Source organism: Geminocystis herdmanii PCC 6308, from assembly GCF_000332235.1.
In the GTDB taxonomy this organism is placed as follows: domain Bacteria; phylum Cyanobacteriota; class Cyanobacteriia; order Cyanobacteriales; family Cyanobacteriaceae; genus Geminocystis; species Geminocystis herdmanii.
On record NZ_CM001775.1, the window covers coordinates 393,869 to 412,298 of the forward strand.

Here is an 18,430-nt window from a genome sequence, read left to right on the forward strand (position 1 = left end):
AAAGAGTAAATGTTTAATAGAAATATCTTTATTTTACTTCTGGAAAAAATTAAATTTTTGATACCTAAAACTATTGTAGAGACGTAAAATTTTACGTCTCTACGGGAATTTTTCCCAGATGCCTATTTATCATCACTTAAAATTTTCCTCCATTGTCATTTTCTAAAGTGTCTAAATAGTTTAAGATTTGTCTTTGATATAAAGGATAATCTGCTAAAGTTTCTTTAATAGCAGAATGAACAAATAGAGGCTCAATTATTTCGTAAAGATGAACTAATAAATTTCTCATTTTTCCTGACTCTTTTAATCTCCGTGCTAAGTCATAATCAATAATTTTTAGTTGACCTAATTTAATGAAAGTTTCGGCATTTTCTTCTGGTTGTTTAATCAATAATGACTTAAATAAATAACGATTTACATCTAAAGCAACGTCTGCTATTAATTGAATTAAACGTTCGATCGCTCTTTGTAATAAAGTATCTGCTAAAAAATCATTGAAAGATATATTTTCATGGGCTTCTAACTGCTGTAAATAAGTAGTTTGAAACTCAAATTTACGAATAATTATACTAGAGTCAATTTTTCTCATACTCCTCTTTTGACTAAAAAATTTTCTACTTTCTTTCTCATGATATTAGTTAATTGTTGAATCTCTATTTCGGTTTTTAATTTATTTTGTTTAAATTGGTTAAATTCTCCTTTATTTTTTTCGTATAAAAGAACACCGTCACGAGCAACATAATGGGCAATAAAATCAGAACAACTGTTTAAATCCACAATGTCTATATGCTCAGTTTTTAGCTCAAAAATTTCATTCAAATCAATAGAGTCTGCAAACCAACCATAAGGGTTATCTTTAAAAGTTTTTTCTCTGATTTCTCGATTGTACAAAATAGCAAAATCCCAATCACTTTTTTCGTGAATATCACCCCTTGCCCTTGAACCAAATAACATTAACATTTTGACATAGGGCATTTTTTGCGGTATTTGTTGGGATAATTTTTGCAAAGTTTTAATGTCAGTATTTTGATTATTCATCATATTTTGCTCGAAATTATGTCTCCAATGGAGATAATTCCTTCGGTATCAGGTATCATATTTTGACCAAACATTATACCATCTGGGGTGTTACGAAAAGTGCTTAAAGTTAATAGTGGTTCTTTTGTTCGATCGAGCTTACCTGTATATTGATCGGTAGTTGTAATCACACAACGGCTACAAGGTTTGACTACTTGAAAACTAACATTATTAATGGTGATTTTTTGCCATGTATCTTCGATAAAAGGTTCGGATGTTTCTACGACTATATTCGATCGAAAACGTCCCATTTTTATTAAGGGGAAATCATCATCATATTTTACTTTTAAACGATGATTTAAATCAGCTAAAGAGGCAGTATTTGTTAATAGGTAAGGAAAACCATCAGCAAAACTAACGGGTTGATTTTTTGCCGTACTATATTCATGGTTAATTGCCCGAATATATTGAGAAGATTGTCTGACTAAACGACAGGATTTTTCTAAGTTTAAGGCTTGGTTCAACCACTTTGCTACTTCATCCCCTTGATCGATCGCTATGGTTGTATCTCTCCAAATATTAACAGAGATTTCTTGATTACTTTCTAGGGGGGTTAATTCAAAATCTTTTAAGTTATTATTCTTAGTAGATAAATAGATTTTTTTGTCTTGAATCTCAACTTTGATAGTTGCCATATTGGGGTATTGTCTTTGAGTTAAAAATTTCCCATTTTCATCGACTAACATAAACTCTCTATCAAAAAAAGCAGGTTGATAGAAGTTTTTTAAACCTTTAACAGTAATTTGTGCTTTTGTTAAACTAATTCCTTGACAAGATTTAATGGGATAGATAAAAAGATGACTAATTTTCATGATTTTTTCTCAATTTTTATGGGGTTAATCTTATTTAACCCCTATCAAATTTTAACTCTTATTTTATCAAAGATACTTGACTGATTTCTAAGGTTTTAGTAGTAGAATTTTCCACTATTTTACGGAATAAATCACCGTCTATGGTTTCTTTTTCGATTAATAAATCCACTAATTGATCGATAACTGATCGATGTTCTAAAATAATTTGTTTAGCATTTTCATAACATTGAAAAACGATCGAGCGAATTTGTTTATCAATTTTTTCCGCTATTTCTTGAGAATAATCCGATCGATTAACGGAGTCATTTCCTAAGAAAATAGGTTGATTATCGTCTTCTAAAGCCATAAGCCCTAAATCTGACATTCCGAATTTTGTCACCATTTGACGACTTAAAGATGTCACTCTTTCGATGTCATTTCCTGCCCCCGTAGTAATTTCTCCATCTCCAAACACCACATCTTCCGCCGCTCTTCCCCCCAATAATCCTGTAACACGAGCAAAGAGTTGCGATCGAGAAATCAAACCTTGTTCTTCATCAGGAGTAAACCAAGTTAAGCCTCTAGCTTGTCCTCTGGGGATTAGGGTAACTTTTTCTACGGGATCATGTCCTTTGGTAAATGTCCCTACAATAGCGTGACCAACTTCATGATAGGCAATCAATCTTTTTGCCTTACCATCCACTAACGGTGTGCCTTCCATACCAGCAATTACTCGATCGATCGCCGCATCAATTTCCGCCATGGTGATGGCATCCTTTCTTCTTCTCACCGTTAAAATAGCCGCTTCATTTAAGAGGTTAGCTAAATCTGCACCACTAAAACCGGGGGTACGTTGCGCAATGGTTTCTAAAGATACCTCTCCATCGATCTTTTTGTTAGCTCCGTGTACTTCAAGAATCCCTAAACGCCCATTCATATCAGGATAATCCACCATCACCTGTCGATCGAACCTCCCCGGACGTAATAAGGCACTATCCAACACATCAGGGCGATTAGTGGCGGCAATGATAATAATGCCCGTGTTACCCTCAAAACCGTCCATTTCCGTGAGCAATTGATTTAAAGTTTGTTCCCTCTCATCATTACCTCCCCCAATTCCCGCTCCTCTTTGTCTGCCCACCGCATCAATTTCATCGATAAAGATTAAACAGGGAGCATTTTCCTTCGCTTTACGGAATAAATCTCGTACTCTTGAAGCACCCACTCCCACAAACATTTCTACAAATTCAGAACCAGAAATACTAAAAAATGGCACTTGTGCTTCTCCAGCAATCGCTTTAGCTAAAAGGGTTTTACCCGTACCCGGAGGACCGATTAATAAGACACCCCTAGGGATTTTTGCACCTACGGCAGTGAATTTATCAGGGGTTTTCAGAAAAGTCACCACTTCTCCTAATTCTTCTTTCGCTTCTTCAATACCTGCCACGTCTTTAAACTCAATGCCTGTAGCGGCTTCCATTTGAAATCGAGCGCGAGATTTACCAAAATTCATTGCTCCTGCTGCGCTACTGGCGGAACGTTTGATTAAAATAAATAAGCCTAAAATTAATAAAAATAACACTCCTATCTGCATTAAATTAATCATTGCGGCACTACTAGCCGCCGAAGATTCTACGGCAAAATCAATATTTTTTGACCTAATTTTGGCGATTAATTCGGGATTTTGATTAAAAAGTTTAACTTCCTTTGGTTTATTATCTGTTGCTCCTTCTAAATACACATTAGCAATATTAGTCGCAGGATCGATCGTGATTTTGCTTACTTCTCCTGTTTCAATGCTTCTCAATAAATCTGAATAGTTAAATACTTCTTTTTTCTGTTGTGCCAAAGTAGTATTACTCACAAATAAACTTTGTAACAACATTAAACTACTAGCCATCAGACTAAGCATTTTAGGGGATTTTATCAATTTGTGGACACGTTTTTTTTGAGGATAACTGCGCATTGGTGATAATCTTTGAAATAACTTCTTCCTTTATAACAAATAAGGTAACTACCTAGGTCAGGTAAATTTAATTCTCTTTTTTTTTAATGGGGTGTTGGGATTACTTCAGATTGCTTCGTAAACTCGTAATGACAAAATAAAATAAAATTCGTCTAACTTAAAATTTCTTCTAGTTGATGTTTCTGCCAAAGGGATTTATATAAACCTTCTTGGTTGAATAATTCATTATGATTGCCAGATTGAACAATTTTACCATCTTCCATGACAAAAATTCGATCGGCATTTTGTACCGCCGATAATTGATGGGTAATGAAAATAGTTGTTTTACCCTTTTCTTGTTGTAGATTTTCTAAGATTTGAGTAGCGGTTTTATTGTCCACACTAGAAAGCGCATCATCTAAGATTAACACAGGTGCATCCGCAAATAAAGCCCTTGCTAACGAACTACGTTGTCTTTGCCCACCAGAAAGACTTATTCCTCGTTCTCCCACTAAAGTATCATATTGTTTGGGAAAAATCATAATTTCTGGGTGAATTTGCGCTTGTTTTGCCGCATTTTCAATCTCCATCATATCTGCTATAGGGTTGCTGTAGGCAATATTATTTCTAATCGTAGTAGAAAAGAGGAAACTATCCTGCGGTACATAGGCGATGGATTTGCGTAAATCTGTTAAATTAATGGTAGTAATATCGATGCCGTCTAAAAATAATTGCCCTGCCTCAATATCCAATAAACGAGGAATCGCATTAGCAAGGGTGGATTTTCCCGAACCAATTAAGCCCACAATCGCTACTAATTCCCCTGCTTTGATGGTAAAACTGAGATTATTTAAAGCAGAATTTTTACTATTAGGATAACGATAATTAAGATTTACTGCCCTAATTTCTCCCTTAATTTCTTCCCTAGATAAATTAACAGAATCAGGGTTATTTTTGATTTTTGGTTCAACATTAGTTATAGCAGAAATTCGATCGAGACTTACCTCTCCTCGTTGATAAGTAGTGATGGTAAAACCTAATAAAGCTGTAGGAAAAACTAATCTTTCCACATAAATAATTAAAGCGATAAAATCCCCCACAGTAATTAAACCTTTTTCAATGTCGCTAGTACCAAACCAGAGTAAAATTAAAAGACTAATATTAGCGATACCCTGAATAACAGGAAATAATAAATTACGAGTTTGAGCTAACTTTAAATTAGCCTTTAATAACCCATTATTTTTTTTAGCAAAAGCTTTTCTTTCGTTATCCTCTTGCCCATAAATTTTAATTAGAGCAATACCGCTCATATCCTCTTGAATTAACTCACTAACATCCGACAATTTTTCTTGTACTTCTAATTGATCAAGCCTTAATTTATCGCTAAATAACTGAACTGTGAACAACATTAAAGGATAAATAGTCAACGCCATTAAACTTAAATTTACATTAATTAAAAGCATTGCTGGTAAAGTTAAAGCATAGGCAAAAATAGTATTAATTAAACTAAGAATAGCAAACCCCACTAGACGGCGAATATTGTCCACATCGCTGGTGGCACGATTAATTAAATCCCCAGAACTATTAACACTAAAATAAGCAGGTTCTAACTTTAATAAATGCTCAAAAATAATTTGTTTTAAATCAAATTCTACCTGTCGCCCAATGCCAAAAATTAACACCCTCGACCACATCCTAATTGCCCACATTATACAGGCTAAAATAAATAAAATAATGACATAACCAATCACTTTTTCGATCGCAAAATTTTCTTGTAAATCATCAAAAATATCCCTAATTAACCAAGGAATATAAACCCCAATAATATTAACAACAAATAAAGCCGAAGTACCCCAATACAACTTATCAAGATGAGGTTTTAAATAGGAGATTAATTTTTTCAGCCGTGAGGTATTAACCATTTATTTGAATAAAGAAATGAATAATTAGATATTCTGCAATGATAACGTAATTATGTCCTTTCGAGCCACGAAGCAACCTTTATTATGTCTTTGGGAGGTAACGAAGCAATCTTCCAGACATTGTTTTTCAGATAAATTAATAACCCACCGTGTAATGAATTACACGGCTAACGTGATCGAGTTCAATAAATTGAACTCAAAATTTTTGAAAACGATTTAATTCGACCTTCTCCATTCTTCATTAATTAATATGCTCCATTATTTTCAGGAAAAAGAACAACACCAATAGTTTTTAATATAATCCATATATCCAAAAACCAGTTATGATGATTGACGTAATAAACATCGATTAAAACACGCTGAGGATAGGGAATATCATTTCTTCCTGATACTTGCCATAATCCTGTTAAACCGGGGTTGATGGTTAACACCTTATCCATTTTACTGCCGTATTTATGTAATTCATCAGGCACAAGAGGACGAGGACCTACTACACTCATGTCACCTTTAAGAACATTGAAGAACTGAGGAAATTCATCTAAACTACTAATTCGGAGAAATTTACCAATCCATGTAATGCGTGGATCATCTTTTAGTTTAAAATTATCTTCAAATTCTTGACGTTTTTCTGGACACTTATCTAGCATATCTTGTAAGACTCGATCGGCATCAACTACCATTGTCCTAAACTTGATACATTTAAAATGTTTAAAGTTTTTCCCTACCCTTTCCTGAGCATAAAAAATAGGTCCGGGGGAACTAATAGCGATTAAGATTGCTAAAATCAGATATAGTGGCGAGAAAACCACTAATACGGAAGCTGAGAATACAATATCAAAGGTTCGTTTAAAAAATGCTTTGGTAAGTCTAATTTTTTGTTCTCTACTTGGCACACGAGATATATTTACTAAACCTCGTCTTGCCAAATTCTGAATTACTTTGGCTGATACCAGTTGGCTATTTGCTGTCATTTTACTCCTTCACACCGTGATAAACTATTATTTTACAGTACGATCGCACTTCAAAACAATATTTTTCTTATTGTTAGTATTTTAAGACTTTTTAGAAAATATTAACTAAGTATATTTGATTTAAGAGAACTTTTGATAAACATTTATCTAAATACAAAAAAGCCATTAGTCAGCATTACTAAGGAATAGAATCATTGCAGAAAACTTGAAATGTTCGATCGAACTAATAAATATAGAAAGAATTTTAGAGATTACTGCATAAATTGCTAATTCGCCACTGATAAGTAGATAGAAGTGCAATTTATTGAAAATTCATGAAAAACGATCGAACCCTAAAAATCATTCTGACAGTCATTGCCATAAGTCTGGTGATGATTGTAATTGAGTTAGCTAGTTTTACTCCTGTTAACGCTAGTAACTCTGTTATCGATGTCAATATCCGTCAAGTAGGCGGTAGTTCTGTTTTTCGCTCTATTCCTGTACAAATTAATAAATGAGGTTAAGAATGAACCAACCAACACTATTAACATCAGGAATAAGGGATAACCATAGCAGGGGTACTGTAGCTGATTTTCTCCTAGATAACCTTTACCCCGACTCTTTATTGTCGATCAAACTTTTGTAAAAATTGGAGTAAATTTTATGCCGAGAATATTTGATAACATCGATCGAGACTTATTAGAAGGTCTTAAATATAGCATTGATTCAGCTTATGGTGCAGACTTTTGTGTCGGCTATTTTAATCTGAGAGGATGGCGATTAATTGCCAATGAAATAGAGAGTTTTTCTGGGGAAGATAATCAACGGTGTCGGGTATTAATTGGGATGCAAAAATTACCGTCAACTCAACTTTATGAAGAATTAAAAATACTCAAAAGTAAGGAAGACACTGGCATTTCGCAGGGAAGAATTAATGATTTGAAAACTATTGTAGCTCGTGAATTTCGAGAGCAGTTAATGATAGGGATTCCTTCCAGTGTTGATGAAAAAGGTTTACAACAATTAAGACAACAGCTTCTTAACAACAAAGTCAAAGTTAAACTCCATTTACGTTATCCTCTCCATGCTAAACTTTATCTACTTTACAAAAATGACAGAGATCAACCGATTATCGGTTATTTAGGCAGTAGTAATCTCACTTTGTCAGGGTTAAAAAATCAGGGTGAATTAAATATTGATGTCTTAGATCATGATGCCACTAATAAGCTACAGGAATGGTTTAACGATCGATGGAATGATAGATGGTGTATTGATATTAGTCAAGAATTAGCAAATATTATCGATGAAAGTTGGGCAACAGAAAAATTAATTCCTCCCTATTACATTTATCTGAAAATGGCTTATCATCTTTCTACTGAAGCAAGGGATGGTTTAAGTCAATACGCTATTCCTTCACAATTTAAACTATTTGACTTTCAGGAAGCCTCTGTTAAAATCGCCTGTCATCACGTTAATCGCCGGGGGGGAGTCATTATTGGGGATGTGGTAGGCTTAGGTAAAACTATGGTAGGAACTGCGATCGCACGGGTATTAGAGGACGATTTTGGATTTAGTACCTTGATTATTTGCCCGAAGAATTTGGTGGCGATGTGGGAGAGTTATCGGGATAATTATGGTTTAAGAGCAAAGATTTTGTCTATCAGTATGGTAGAAAAGGAATTAGAGAATGTACCTGCTAGATTTCGACTGGTATTGATCGATGAAAGTCATAACCTACGCAACCGAGAAGGAAAAAGATATGCTTGTATTAAAGATTATATTGAGCAAAGTGGAAGCCGTTGTATTCTCTTAACCGCTACTCCCTACAATAAAAGCTACCTTGATTTATCGGCACAATTAAGATTATTTGTAGGAGAAGATGAAGATTTAGGTATAAGACCAGAAGAACTATTAAGAAATACTAATTTTGCCGTTCAACATCCTGATATTAGCCCTCGTACCTTAAAAGCCTTTGAAAACAGCGAATCTTCAGAGGATTGGCAACAATTAATGAGTAAATATATGGTGCGCCGTACCCGCAGTTTTATTCGGGATAATTATGCCAAGTCTGATCCCCCCCAGCCCCCCTTAACAAAGGGGGGTGTAAATACGCAGAAAGACAAAAAAGCCCCCCTTTCAAAGGGGGGATTAAGGGGGGATCGAAAATATTTAGAATTTGCTGATGGTAGTCGTTCTTATTTTCCAGATCGCATACCCAAAACTGCTACCTTTAAACTAGGAGAAAATGATCCTTATGCTAAACTTTATTCTTCTGAAGTAGTAGATATTATTAGTAATCTTAATTTACCCCGTTATGCTTTAGGTAGCTATCAATTAACTATTTCTGAGAAATTATTAACAACTAAAGAAAAAGATTTATTAGATAGTTTATCCCGTGCAGGAAGAAATTTAATCGGTTTTTGTCGTACTAATTTATTTAAAAGATTAGAAAGTAGCGGTTATGCTTTTATTGAGTCGATCGAACGGCATATTTTAAGGAATTATATTTATCTTTATGCCATAGAATCAGGGTTCGATATTCCCATTGGTACGCAGGATGTGGACTTATTTTCAGCTACTTTAAATGATGAAGATACTGATTCTACTTTAAGTCATAACTTAGATATTGATTATCAAAATGAAGATAGTGAGGAAGATTTAGAAGGTGATCCCCCTTTATCCCCCTTAGAAAGGGGGACAGTTACTCCCCCCTTCGTTAAGGGGGGCGGGGGGGGATCTTATCAAGAAAAAGCTCAGAAAGTTTATGAAATTTATAAAACTAAATATCAAAAAAGATTTAAGTGGATTAGAGCAAATTTGTTTAACAAAGATTTAGTTACCCATTTACGAGATGACTCTCATAATTTACTAAAAATCTTAAATAACTCCCCTGAATGGACAACTAAAAATGACCAAAAATTATTAGCTTTACACCAATTAATTACGAAAACTTATCCCGAAGAAAAAATATTAATCTTTTCTCAATTTGCTGATACTGTTAATTATTTAAAAGAAAAGTTAACTCAATTAGGATTAACAAACTTTGCTTGTGCTACGGGTAAATCAGAAAATCCTACTATTCTGGCTCAACGTTTTAGCCCTAAAAGTAATAATAAAAATTTTCCTCCCCAACAAGAATTAAGGGTTTTAATTGCAACAGATGTACTATCAGAAGGGCAAAATCTCCAAGATTGTCGCATTATCGTTAATTATGATTTACCTTGGGCGATTATTCGTTTAATCCAAAGGGCGGGGAGAGTCGATCGAATAGGACAAACTGCTGATGAAATACTCTGTTATTCTTTCTTACCTGCTGATGGAGTGGAAGAATTAATTAATTTACGGGGAAGATTAATCAATCGTTTACAGGAAAATGCAGAAGTTGTTGGCACAGATGAGGTATTTTTTGAGGGGGGTAATGATAATATTGTGTTGGATTTATACCATGAAAAAGCAGGTATTCTCGATGATGTGGAAGATAACGAGGTGGATTTAGTCTCAGAAGCCTTGAGTATTTGGGAGTCGGCAAAGGAAAAACATCCCGACATTGCCCAAAAAATCGAGCAGTTACCTAATGTTATTTATTCTACTAAAAGGTTTGATCCCCCCCAACCCCCCTTAACAAAGGGGGAGAAAGACGAAAAAGTCCCCAAAGTTGGGGATTTAGGGGCAGAAAATCCTCACGGTGTTTTAATGTATATGCGTACTAGCGATGGAGTAGATGCCCTAGCCTATGTGGATGAAAACGGTAATAGTGTTACTCAATCTCAAAGCCGTATTTTACGCCTTGCCCGTTGTGAATTGGAGACTAAACCGATCGCACGTCATCCAAAACATTTTGATTTAGTGGATAAAGGGGCAAACATTATCGCTCAACAGCAGAAGAAAATGGCAGGAGGCGGTAAATTGGGAAGCCCTAACGGTGCAAGGGCTAAAACCTATACTCGTCTTAATGGCTATATTGACTACATCAAAAATCATACTCCTCTTTTGGCTCAAGGGCAACAATGGGATAATCTCATCAAAGCTGTGGAAGACATCTATAAGTATCCCCTCAGAGAAAGTTCGCTCTCCCGTTTAAACCGTCAATTAAGGAGTGGAATTAAAGATGAACAATTAGCGAATATGGTGGTGTCTCTTTGGGAGGATTCCGCTTTATGTGTCACCCATGAAGATAAACAGATTAGAGACAATCAAATTATTTGTTCTTTAGGATTATTCACATAATGCCGACTCTATAATATAAATAATGTACGTTAAATTGCTTATGAAAAGTTTAACCCCCACCCAACTCAGAAAAAACCTTTATAATCTACTCGATGAAGTGCTAAATACCGGTGTACCGATACAGATTAATCGAGGTGGCAAAATTCTACAAATCACTCCTGTCGAAAAAGTGCATAAACTAGATAATCTTATCTCACGTCCTGATGTTATTTGTGGTAATCCTGATGATATTGTTAATTTAACTTGGGAAGGAGAAATAAATCTTGATTTACCTTGATACTCATGTGGTGGTGTGGCTTTATGGGGGATTGATTGAAAAAATAAGTGACACGGCAAAGTCTTTAATTAATCAAGAAGAAATTTATATTTCCCCTATTGTCAGACTAGAATTACAATATCTTTACGAAATTGAACGAGTAACAGTTTCTGCTGATGACATTTTAAATGATTTATCCACTCGCATCGGTTTGAATATTTGTCAACGCAGTTTTAATTCTATTATAACTCAGGCTTTAACTATTAATTGGACAAGAGACCCTTTCGATCGATTAATTGTTGCTAATGCTTTAATTAACTATGACATACTCATCACAAAAGATAACAATATTTTAGCTAACTATCATCATGCCAAATGGTAAGAGAATTGACTAAAAATTTATGAGAAAAATCTGTTATTATTAGCTAAAATAGTTAACAAATAAGACTAAACTATGAAAAGTTTAACTGCTATTGTTAATTTGAATGAATATGAATATGAAAATTAACCATAAAAACATTACCAAATACTTCGAGCAAACTTATTATTTATTGCAAAAAAAACAATAGATTTTATGTTAAAGATAGCCAATAATCATTCTTTAATTTATCAAAGATTAAAGATAAAACCTCAAGATTTAAGGAAATTTTAAATTCATAAAATAGATGCTATGAGGGAACAATGAAAACATTAATTAAACTAAAAATTGAAAAATTTACCGAAAAAAATCAAGAATATTTTGTTGCTACCAGTGATGATTTAGAAGGGTTAGTAGCTGAGGGTAAAACTATCAAAGAAGTAATTGAAATTGCTGAAGATGTAGCTAAAATATTATTAGAATTAGAAAAAGAAACCTCGAATTTAACTATTAATCGGAATATTCCTAATATTATTGAATATCCTTTATTAATGGAGGTATAATGGGCAGATTATCGGGGTTTTCATATCAAAAAGTCACTCAAAAATTAAATAAATTAGGATTTCAATTTTATCGTAATGCTAAAGGAGATCATGAGATTTGGTTTAATCCAGAAACTAAAGCTAAAACAACGATTCCTCATCATCGAGAAATAAAAGAAGGTACACTAAAAAATATTTTAAAACAAGCCAATATTGATATAGATATTTTTCTCAAAATTTAAACGAAAATTAAATAAAAGTTTATCATAAATCTTTATTAATAATTATCATGAAAATTAACCATAAAAACATTACTAAATACCTCGATCGAACCTCTTATTTATTCTGAAAAAAAATAATAGATTTTATGTTAAAACTTGATGATATAATTAATAGTTGTAATCAAATTTGTCAATTTGGTTTGGTAAATTGAATATAAATAGAGAATCTTTAATTAATTTTATTAAACAAAATTTATCTACTATTAAAAGTTATGGTGTTAGTTCGATCACGAAGTGGCGCTGCGCGATCGCAATTTTTGGCTCTTTTGCTAGAGACGAATGTACGATTAATAGTGATGTTGATTTATTGGTAGAATTTGAAGATAAAGTTACTTTCGATCGATATATGGATTTAAAGTTTTTCTTTGAAGATAATCTTGGTTTATCTGTGGATTTAGTGACAAAAAAAATGCTCAAATCTCAAATCATTAATAATGTAGAAAAAGATTTAATTTATGTCTCATAGTTTAAGAATTATCAAAATAAGGTTATAATGTTTTAATAAATGTAAAAGGAAATAAAACAAATGGAAACAATTACAATCAAGGTAGATCAAGAAGTCGCCCAACTATATCAATCTGCTGATGTTAATAAACAAGAAAATGCCACTAAAATTTGTAATTTTATCCTTAAAGAAATTTTAAAATCATCTAGTTTTGAAGAAATTGTTAGTCAAATTCGTCAAGAAGCACAAATAAACGGTTTAACTTCTGAAATATTAACAGAATTATTAAAAGATGACTAAACTACGCATTATTTTAGATACAAATGTTTTAATTAGTGGTTTATTATCATCTTTATCAACATCGCAACAAGTTTTTGATAGAGTCACAAAAAAAGAAACTTTGTTAATATCTGAAACAATTTTACAGAAATTTCTCAAACTTTAATTCGTTCAAAATTTGATAGATATATAACATTAGAAAAAAGATTAATTTTTCTAACTGAATTAAGACAAAAGGCACAAATAATAAAAGTTACAGAAACTATTACTATTTGTCGAGATGCTAAAGATAATAAATTCTTAGAATTAGCCGTTAGTGGTAAAGCTGATTTTATTATTACAGGAGATCAGGATTTATTAGTATTAAATCCTTTTGAAAATATCACAATTATTAAGCCTGATCTTTTTCTTAAAATATTAAATATTAAATATTAGAGAAAATTATGAAAATTAACCAGAAAAATATTACCAAATACCTCGATCGAACCGATTTTGAATCTCTTTTTATTGAAGAATTAGGATGGGATTATCCCCAAGATGATACCGAAAAATATATCACTGTTGATGAGCAAATATTTACCTTAACTCCCATTGCCGAAAAACGAGGTTTTATTACTTATCAATGTATCTTAGAAAATCAGAAAATACCCCTTTCCCCTATACTGAAAAAGATTGATCAAGAAATTAGTAAATATTCCTATGAGCATTTGATTATTTATGCTTCATCCCAAGACAAAAATCAAAAATGGCAATGGACAAAAAAAGAAGGTAATAAAGTATTAAAAACCAGAGTAATCGAATATTCTAGCAGTAAAAAAAGAGTATTATTAGACGCATTAGAAGCTATTAGTATTAGTTTAGCAGAAGAAGATAATTTAAGTTTATTAAACGTTAAAGAAAAAGCCAAAAAAGCCTTTGATATAGAAAAAGTTACTAAAAAATTCTTTACGGAATTTCAACTAGAACATCGAAAATTTGTTGAATTTATTAACGGCATTGATGACATCAAAGATAAAAATTGGTATGCTTCCGTTATCCTTAATCGTTTAATGTTTGTGTACTTTTTACAGAAAAAAGGTTTTCTTGATAAGGATAATAAAGACTATTTACAAGATAAATTAAAACAAAGCAAACTCAAAGGAGAAAACTTATTTTATAGGGAATTTTTACAAAGTTTATTCTTTGAAGGATTCGGGAAAAGAGCCTATCAAAGAAGTGAAGTAGTTACTCAATTAATTGGCGATATTAAATATCTTAATGGCGGTTTATTTTTACCCCATATTATTGAGCAGAAATACAAAAATAAAATTTCGATCGACGATCGAGCCTTTAGTGATATTTTACAATTATTTGCTAGTTATACATGGCATTTAGACGACACTCCAACGGGTAATGAAAACGAAATTAACCCCGATGTTTTAGGTTATATCTTTGAGAAATATATCAATCAAAAAGCCTTTGGTGCATACTATACCAAACCCGAAATTACTAACTATTTATGTGAAAAAACCATCAATAAATATCTCTCCAACTGGGTAAAACAGGCTTCTAGCCTGTGGGGAAAACAAGATTCTAACCTATCAGAAAATACTAACCAGCAAGATGCTTGTTTTACCGATGAGATTTGTAACCTATTATTAGATGATATTTTACCTAACTTATCTATTCTTGATCCTGCCTGTGGTAGTGGTGCTTTTTTGGTGGCAGGATTACATCATTTAATTAAAGTTTATACCGCCATTTTTGACTGGATTAAAACATCAGGAAATGAGAAAAATAAAGCGCGATTAACTAAGATTAAAAATAGTCATCCTTCCCTCGAATACTATATCAAAAAACGCATTATTACCGATAACTTATACGGCGTTGATATTATGGAAGAAGCCACAGAAATCGCTAAATTAAGACTGTTTTTAAGTTTAGTTGCTAGTGCGGAAACGGTAGCAGATTTAGAGCCTTTACCTAACGTTGATTTTAACATCATGGCGGGTAATTCCTTAATCGGTTTAATTCGGGTGGATGGCAATGCTTTTGATACAGTAAAAGTCCCCTTTGTTAAGGGGGATTTAGGGGGATCTAAAACTAAGAGTGATCCCCCCCAACCCCCCTTAGTAAGGGGGGAGAAAACTGTGCAGGGAAACCTATTAAATCTCATTGCTTCCTCTGAATATCAAAAGATTTTAGCAGAAAAAAATGAGAGTATTAAAAAATATAAAGAACACGCTTTTAAAACAGAAGAAATCGAAGGTACAGATCAAGATTCTCGTTTGCAAATGTTGCGCAATCATATCGAAAAAGTTAATCAGGAATCTAATGAAAAGTTAAATCAATTATTGTTAGATGAATTTACCCTAAAATTGGGGATAAAATATGAACAGGTGCAGTTGAAAGGGAAACCGCAAAAACGACTTTTAACCATGAAAGATGTAGAAAATTTAAAGCCTTTCCATTGGGGTTATCACTTTGATAAAATCATCGCAAAGGGTGGTTTTGATATTATTTTAGGTAATCCTCCTTGGGAGATTTTTAAACCTCAAGCTAAGGAATTTTTTGCCGAATATAGCGACTTGGTGACTAAAAATAAAATGGATATTAAGACTTTTGAAAAACAACAGAAAAAGTTATTAGAAAATCCAGAAATTGCCGAGGCTTGGTTAGCTTATCAAAGTCAATATCCCCATGTTAGTTTATATTTTAGAAGTGCTGAACAATATAAAAATCAAATCTCTGTAGTTAATGGCAAAAAACAGGGTACAGATATTAATTTATATAAGTTATTTTTAGAACAATGTGTTAATTTATTGGCAAAAAATGGGGAATGTGGTATAGTTATTCCTAGCGGTATTTATACAGATTTAGGCACTAAACAACTGCGAGAAATGTTGTTTTCTCAAACTACCATTACGGGGTTATTTTGCTTTGAAAATAAAAAGGCTATTTTTGAGGGTGTGCATAAAAATTTTAAGTTTGTGATTTTAACCTTTGAAAACTTTGTAGGGGCGAACGGCCGTTCGCCCCTACCATTGATGGGTACAACGTCTTTCCCTGCTAGGTTTATGCGTCATGAGGTGTCAGAATTAAACAGTTTTCCCGATGAAAGTGCCATTATTATGGATGTGGATTTAATTAAAAAATTGTCTCCTGATTCCCTTTCCATTATGGAATTTAAGAGCGATTTAGACATCGAAATTGCGAAAAAAATGGCTCGTTTTCCCTTGTTAGGAGAGGAAATAAAAGACAAGTGGAATTTAAAGTTAACCCGTGAATTTGACATGACAAATGATAGTTATTTGTTTAAAACGGAGGCAGGAAAGGGAAGATTACCTCTTTATGAAGGGAAGATGATTCATCAATTTATCCATAATTTTGCTCAACCTCGCTATTGGATTGAGGAGAAGGAAGGAAGAAAAGCCGTGTTAGGAAAAAATGGGGTTGATGAGGGGCAAATTTTAGATTATCAATGCTATAGATTAGCTTATCGATCGATCGCAAGAAGTACAGATTCCAGAACTTTTATTAGTTCAATTATACCGAAAAATGTTTATTGTGGTCATTCTTTAAATGTTTCTTTATCTTATGAAAATAATAAATATCTTTTAATATTATGTTGTTTACTAAATAGTTTTTGTTTTGATTTTTCTTTGCGTCAACAAGTCTCTGCAAATCTAACAATGTTTTTTGTTTATCAAACACCAATACCAAGATTAACGGAGGGAGATTTATACTTTCAAGACATAGTAGAAAAAGCTGGAAAATTAATTTGTACTTCTGCGGAGTATGATGATTTAGCGCAGGAAATTGGTTTGGTTGATCCCCCCCAACCCCCCTTAACTAAGGGGGGAGTAAATACTGAGAATAATTCCTTAACTAAGGGGGGAGTAAATACTGAGAATAATTCCTTAACTAAGGGGGGAGTAAATACTGAGAATAATTCCTTAACTCTTTCCAAGGGGGGATTAAGGGGGGATCGAAATTATGGGGTAACGGATAAGGAAGAAAGGGAAAATTTACGGGCAGAAATTGATGCGATCGTGGGGCATTTATACGGTTTAAATGAGGTAGAATTTAAGCATATTTTAAGTACCTTTCCCATTGTCAAAGATGACATTAAGGAGAAAACTTTAAAGGCTTTTTTAGCTTACAGCACTGAGGAAAATAGAGATTACAGAGTTACAGACAGAACTGTTAAGGATACAGTATTGCTTTTCTCATAATGTTTGATAAAACGGCTCTTCTACAGTAGTTATGATAAATTAATCGTAAATGTGAGGCAAAAGGCAAAAGGCAAAAGGCAAAGGTCATAAATTATGATAGTTTATTAATAAGAGATGAAATCATTCTTGTTTCTTCTTTTAAATTTTCTAAAATCAATTCTACCTCTTTTTCCGTGCATAAATGAACTCTAGTCGCTAAGATCAAAAAAGTTTGTAATTCATTAACTGAACCTTGTGCAATGTTTAAAAAACGTTTATAATCACCAGGGGATCTTCGTCCATAACCTTCTGATATATTTGCTGGTATAGATGATGAGGCTCTTCTTATTTGTTGAATCATGCCATATAATTCTTCTTTGGGAAATTTTTGGGTAAGGAAAAAGCATTTTTCGGCTATTATCATCCCTTTTTGCCAAATTATTAAATCTTTAAAGTCTTTTAAGTACTCATGCAAAATAGATTGTGAATTTTAAAATTAATTAAAATAACTTACATCTTTGTTGCCTCTTGCCTTTTGCCTTTTGCCTTTCATAAAGTAAACATACAATTAATTTTGCCTACTCACTTATGTCTGACATTTTCTATTCCCAAAAATAAAAAAATAAAATTAACTTTTGCCATTTGCCATTTGCCTTTTGCCTACCTCCACCAATAATTTATCATACTCAAAGTCGAAGAGCCGATAAAACTAACATATGCTATGAAAATCTCATCAAGTTTTCGCAAAAAAGTCAACCTAAAAACGATTAAAATATATTAATTCGTAAACTTGGCTCAATCATAAATAATATATTCTAGGAGAATCAATCATGACTGACAATTGGGAAAATCAAGAACATGAGCAATCTAACCAGTCTGCTCTAAAACTAGCTAATCAATCTACTTTAATGTATGGTAATCGTCCGATCGAACCTAGTCACTTAGAAATTTCTAGTACATATACAACCGTGGGTAGTTTACGCCCTATTACCAAAAGTGGCTTAGATATTAAAGGTATGTTAACTTTATCAGGTTGTCGTCCCATCGTGGCTAGTCACCTTAAAATTAGTCAAGAGTTTAAAGTTATGGGTAATCGTCCTGTAGCGTCTAATCATATTGACGATGTTTTACTTTTAATGGGCTACTTAGATTAATTAACAATTA

Annotated in this window: 19 protein-coding genes; 12 read left to right on the forward strand and 7 right to left on the reverse strand. The window is 33.0% G+C overall.

All coding sequences use genetic code 11. The features are described 5' to 3' along the window. Nucleotides 1-136: 136 nt before the first annotated feature. The 6 genes from hepT to SYN6308_RS02085 all read right to left on the reverse strand — a co-directional run bounded on the left by hepT (nt 137) and on the right by SYN6308_RS02085 (nt 6,706). Nucleotides 137-589: a type VII toxin-antitoxin system HepT family RNase toxin gene (gene hepT / locus SYN6308_RS02060; RefSeq protein ID WP_017292770.1), complete on the reverse strand. Its 453-nt coding sequence runs from the start codon at nt 587-589 to the stop codon at nt 137-139. Continuing rightward, nucleotides 586-1,041, reverse strand: coding sequence for a type VII toxin-antitoxin system MntA family adenylyltransferase antitoxin (mntA, locus tag SYN6308_RS02065; protein ID WP_026101867.1), 456 nt, complete (start codon nt 1,039-1,041; stop codon nt 586-588). The genes hepT and mntA overlap by 4 nt, the downstream gene beginning before the upstream one ends. Next, nucleotides 1,038-1,889 carry an MOSC domain-containing protein gene (locus SYN6308_RS02070; RefSeq protein ID WP_017292772.1) on the reverse strand — a complete coding sequence of 284 codons (852 nt, stop codon included), beginning with the start codon at nt 1,887-1,889 and terminating at the stop codon, nt 1,038-1,040. The genes mntA and SYN6308_RS02070 overlap by 4 nt, the downstream gene beginning before the upstream one ends. A 58-nt stretch (nt 1,890-1,947) precedes the next feature. Further along, nucleotides 1,948-3,768, reverse strand: coding sequence for an ATP-dependent zinc metalloprotease FtsH (ftsH, locus tag SYN6308_RS02075; protein WP_237741246.1), 1,821 nt, complete (start codon nt 3,766-3,768; stop codon nt 1,948-1,950). A 218-nt stretch (nt 3,769-3,986) separates the two neighbouring features. After that, complete coding sequence (locus tag SYN6308_RS02080; protein WP_017292774.1) at nt 3,987-5,735, reverse strand: ABC transporter ATP-binding protein; 1,749 nt, start codon at nt 5,733-5,735, stop codon at nt 3,987-3,989. A gap of 245 nt (nt 5,736-5,980) precedes the next feature. Then, on the reverse strand, nt 5,981-6,706 hold the full coding sequence (locus SYN6308_RS02085) for a sugar transferase (protein ID WP_017292775.1): 726 nt from the start codon (nt 6,704-6,706) through the stop codon (nt 5,981-5,983). A gap of 314 nt (nt 6,707-7,020) precedes the next feature. Between SYN6308_RS02085 and SYN6308_RS02090 the strand changes: the two genes are divergently transcribed. The 11 genes from SYN6308_RS02090 (at nt 7,021) to SYN6308_RS02135 (ending at nt 17,287) form a co-directional block, all read left to right on the forward strand. Beyond that, on the forward strand, nt 7,021-7,203 hold the full coding sequence (locus tag SYN6308_RS02090; RefSeq protein WP_017292776.1) for a hypothetical protein: 183 nt from the start codon (nt 7,021-7,023) through the stop codon (nt 7,201-7,203). Nucleotides 7,204-7,348: 145 nt separating this feature from the next. Further along, a complete protein-coding gene (locus SYN6308_RS02095; protein WP_017292777.1) occupies nt 7,349-10,912 on the forward strand; it encodes a helicase-related protein in 3,564 nt (1,187 codons plus the stop codon). A gap of 40 nt (nt 10,913-10,952) precedes the next feature. Beyond that, a complete protein-coding gene (locus SYN6308_RS02100) occupies nt 10,953-11,189 on the forward strand; it encodes a type II toxin-antitoxin system Phd/YefM family antitoxin (RefSeq protein WP_017292778.1) in 237 nt (78 codons plus the stop codon). Continuing rightward, the gene (locus tag SYN6308_RS02105) at nt 11,176-11,550 is read left to right on the forward strand and encodes a type II toxin-antitoxin system VapC family toxin (RefSeq protein WP_017292779.1); all 375 of its coding nucleotides are present in this window, start codon (nt 11,176-11,178) and stop codon (nt 11,548-11,550) included. Before SYN6308_RS02100 ends, SYN6308_RS02105 begins: the two co-directional genes overlap by 14 nt. A 299-nt stretch (nt 11,551-11,849) precedes the next feature. Beyond that, complete coding sequence (locus tag SYN6308_RS02110) at nt 11,850-12,089, forward strand: type II toxin-antitoxin system HicB family antitoxin (protein WP_017292780.1); 240 nt, start codon at nt 11,850-11,852, stop codon at nt 12,087-12,089. Beyond that, the gene (locus SYN6308_RS02115; RefSeq protein WP_017292781.1) at nt 12,089-12,310 is read left to right on the forward strand and encodes a type II toxin-antitoxin system HicA family toxin; all 222 of its coding nucleotides are present in this window, start codon (nt 12,089-12,091) and stop codon (nt 12,308-12,310) included. The genes SYN6308_RS02110 and SYN6308_RS02115 overlap by 1 nt, the downstream gene beginning before the upstream one ends. A gap of 187 nt (nt 12,311-12,497) precedes the next feature. Continuing rightward, nucleotides 12,498-12,815, forward strand: coding sequence for a nucleotidyltransferase family protein (locus SYN6308_RS02120; protein ID WP_237741247.1), 318 nt, complete (start codon nt 12,498-12,500; stop codon nt 12,813-12,815). 60 nt (nt 12,816-12,875) lie between these two features. Next, nucleotides 12,876-13,094 carry a hypothetical protein gene (locus tag SYN6308_RS02125; RefSeq protein ID WP_017292783.1) on the forward strand — a complete coding sequence of 73 codons (219 nt, stop codon included), beginning with the start codon at nt 12,876-12,878 and terminating at the stop codon, nt 13,092-13,094. Then, nucleotides 13,087-13,239, forward strand: coding sequence for a hypothetical protein (locus SYN6308_RS25380; RefSeq protein ID WP_017292784.1), 153 nt, complete (start codon nt 13,087-13,089; stop codon nt 13,237-13,239). The genes SYN6308_RS02125 and SYN6308_RS25380 overlap by 8 nt, the downstream gene beginning before the upstream one ends. A 23-nt stretch (nt 13,240-13,262) precedes the next feature. Further along, a complete protein-coding gene (locus SYN6308_RS25385) occupies nt 13,263-13,508 on the forward strand; it encodes a putative toxin-antitoxin system toxin component, PIN family (protein WP_237741288.1) in 246 nt (81 codons plus the stop codon). Nucleotides 13,509-13,516: 8 nt separating this feature from the next. Continuing rightward, nucleotides 13,517-17,287: an Eco57I restriction-modification methylase domain-containing protein gene (locus tag SYN6308_RS02135; protein ID WP_017292785.1), complete on the forward strand. Its 3,771-nt coding sequence runs from the start codon at nt 13,517-13,519 to the stop codon at nt 17,285-17,287. A 91-nt stretch (nt 17,288-17,378) separates the two neighbouring features. On the opposite strand, the gene SYN6308_RS25090 is transcribed toward SYN6308_RS02135, so the two are convergent. Beyond that, nucleotides 17,379-17,741 carry a four helix bundle protein gene (locus tag SYN6308_RS25090; RefSeq protein WP_017292786.1) on the reverse strand — a complete coding sequence of 121 codons (363 nt, stop codon included), beginning with the start codon at nt 17,739-17,741 and terminating at the stop codon, nt 17,379-17,381. Nucleotides 17,742-18,096: 355 nt separating this feature from the next. On the opposite strand from SYN6308_RS25090, the gene SYN6308_RS02145 reads away from it, so the two are divergent. Beyond that, the gene (locus SYN6308_RS02145; protein ID WP_017292787.1) at nt 18,097-18,420 is read left to right on the forward strand and encodes a hypothetical protein; all 324 of its coding nucleotides are present in this window, start codon (nt 18,097-18,099) and stop codon (nt 18,418-18,420) included. The last annotated feature ends 10 nt before the right edge of the window (nt 18,421-18,430 follow it).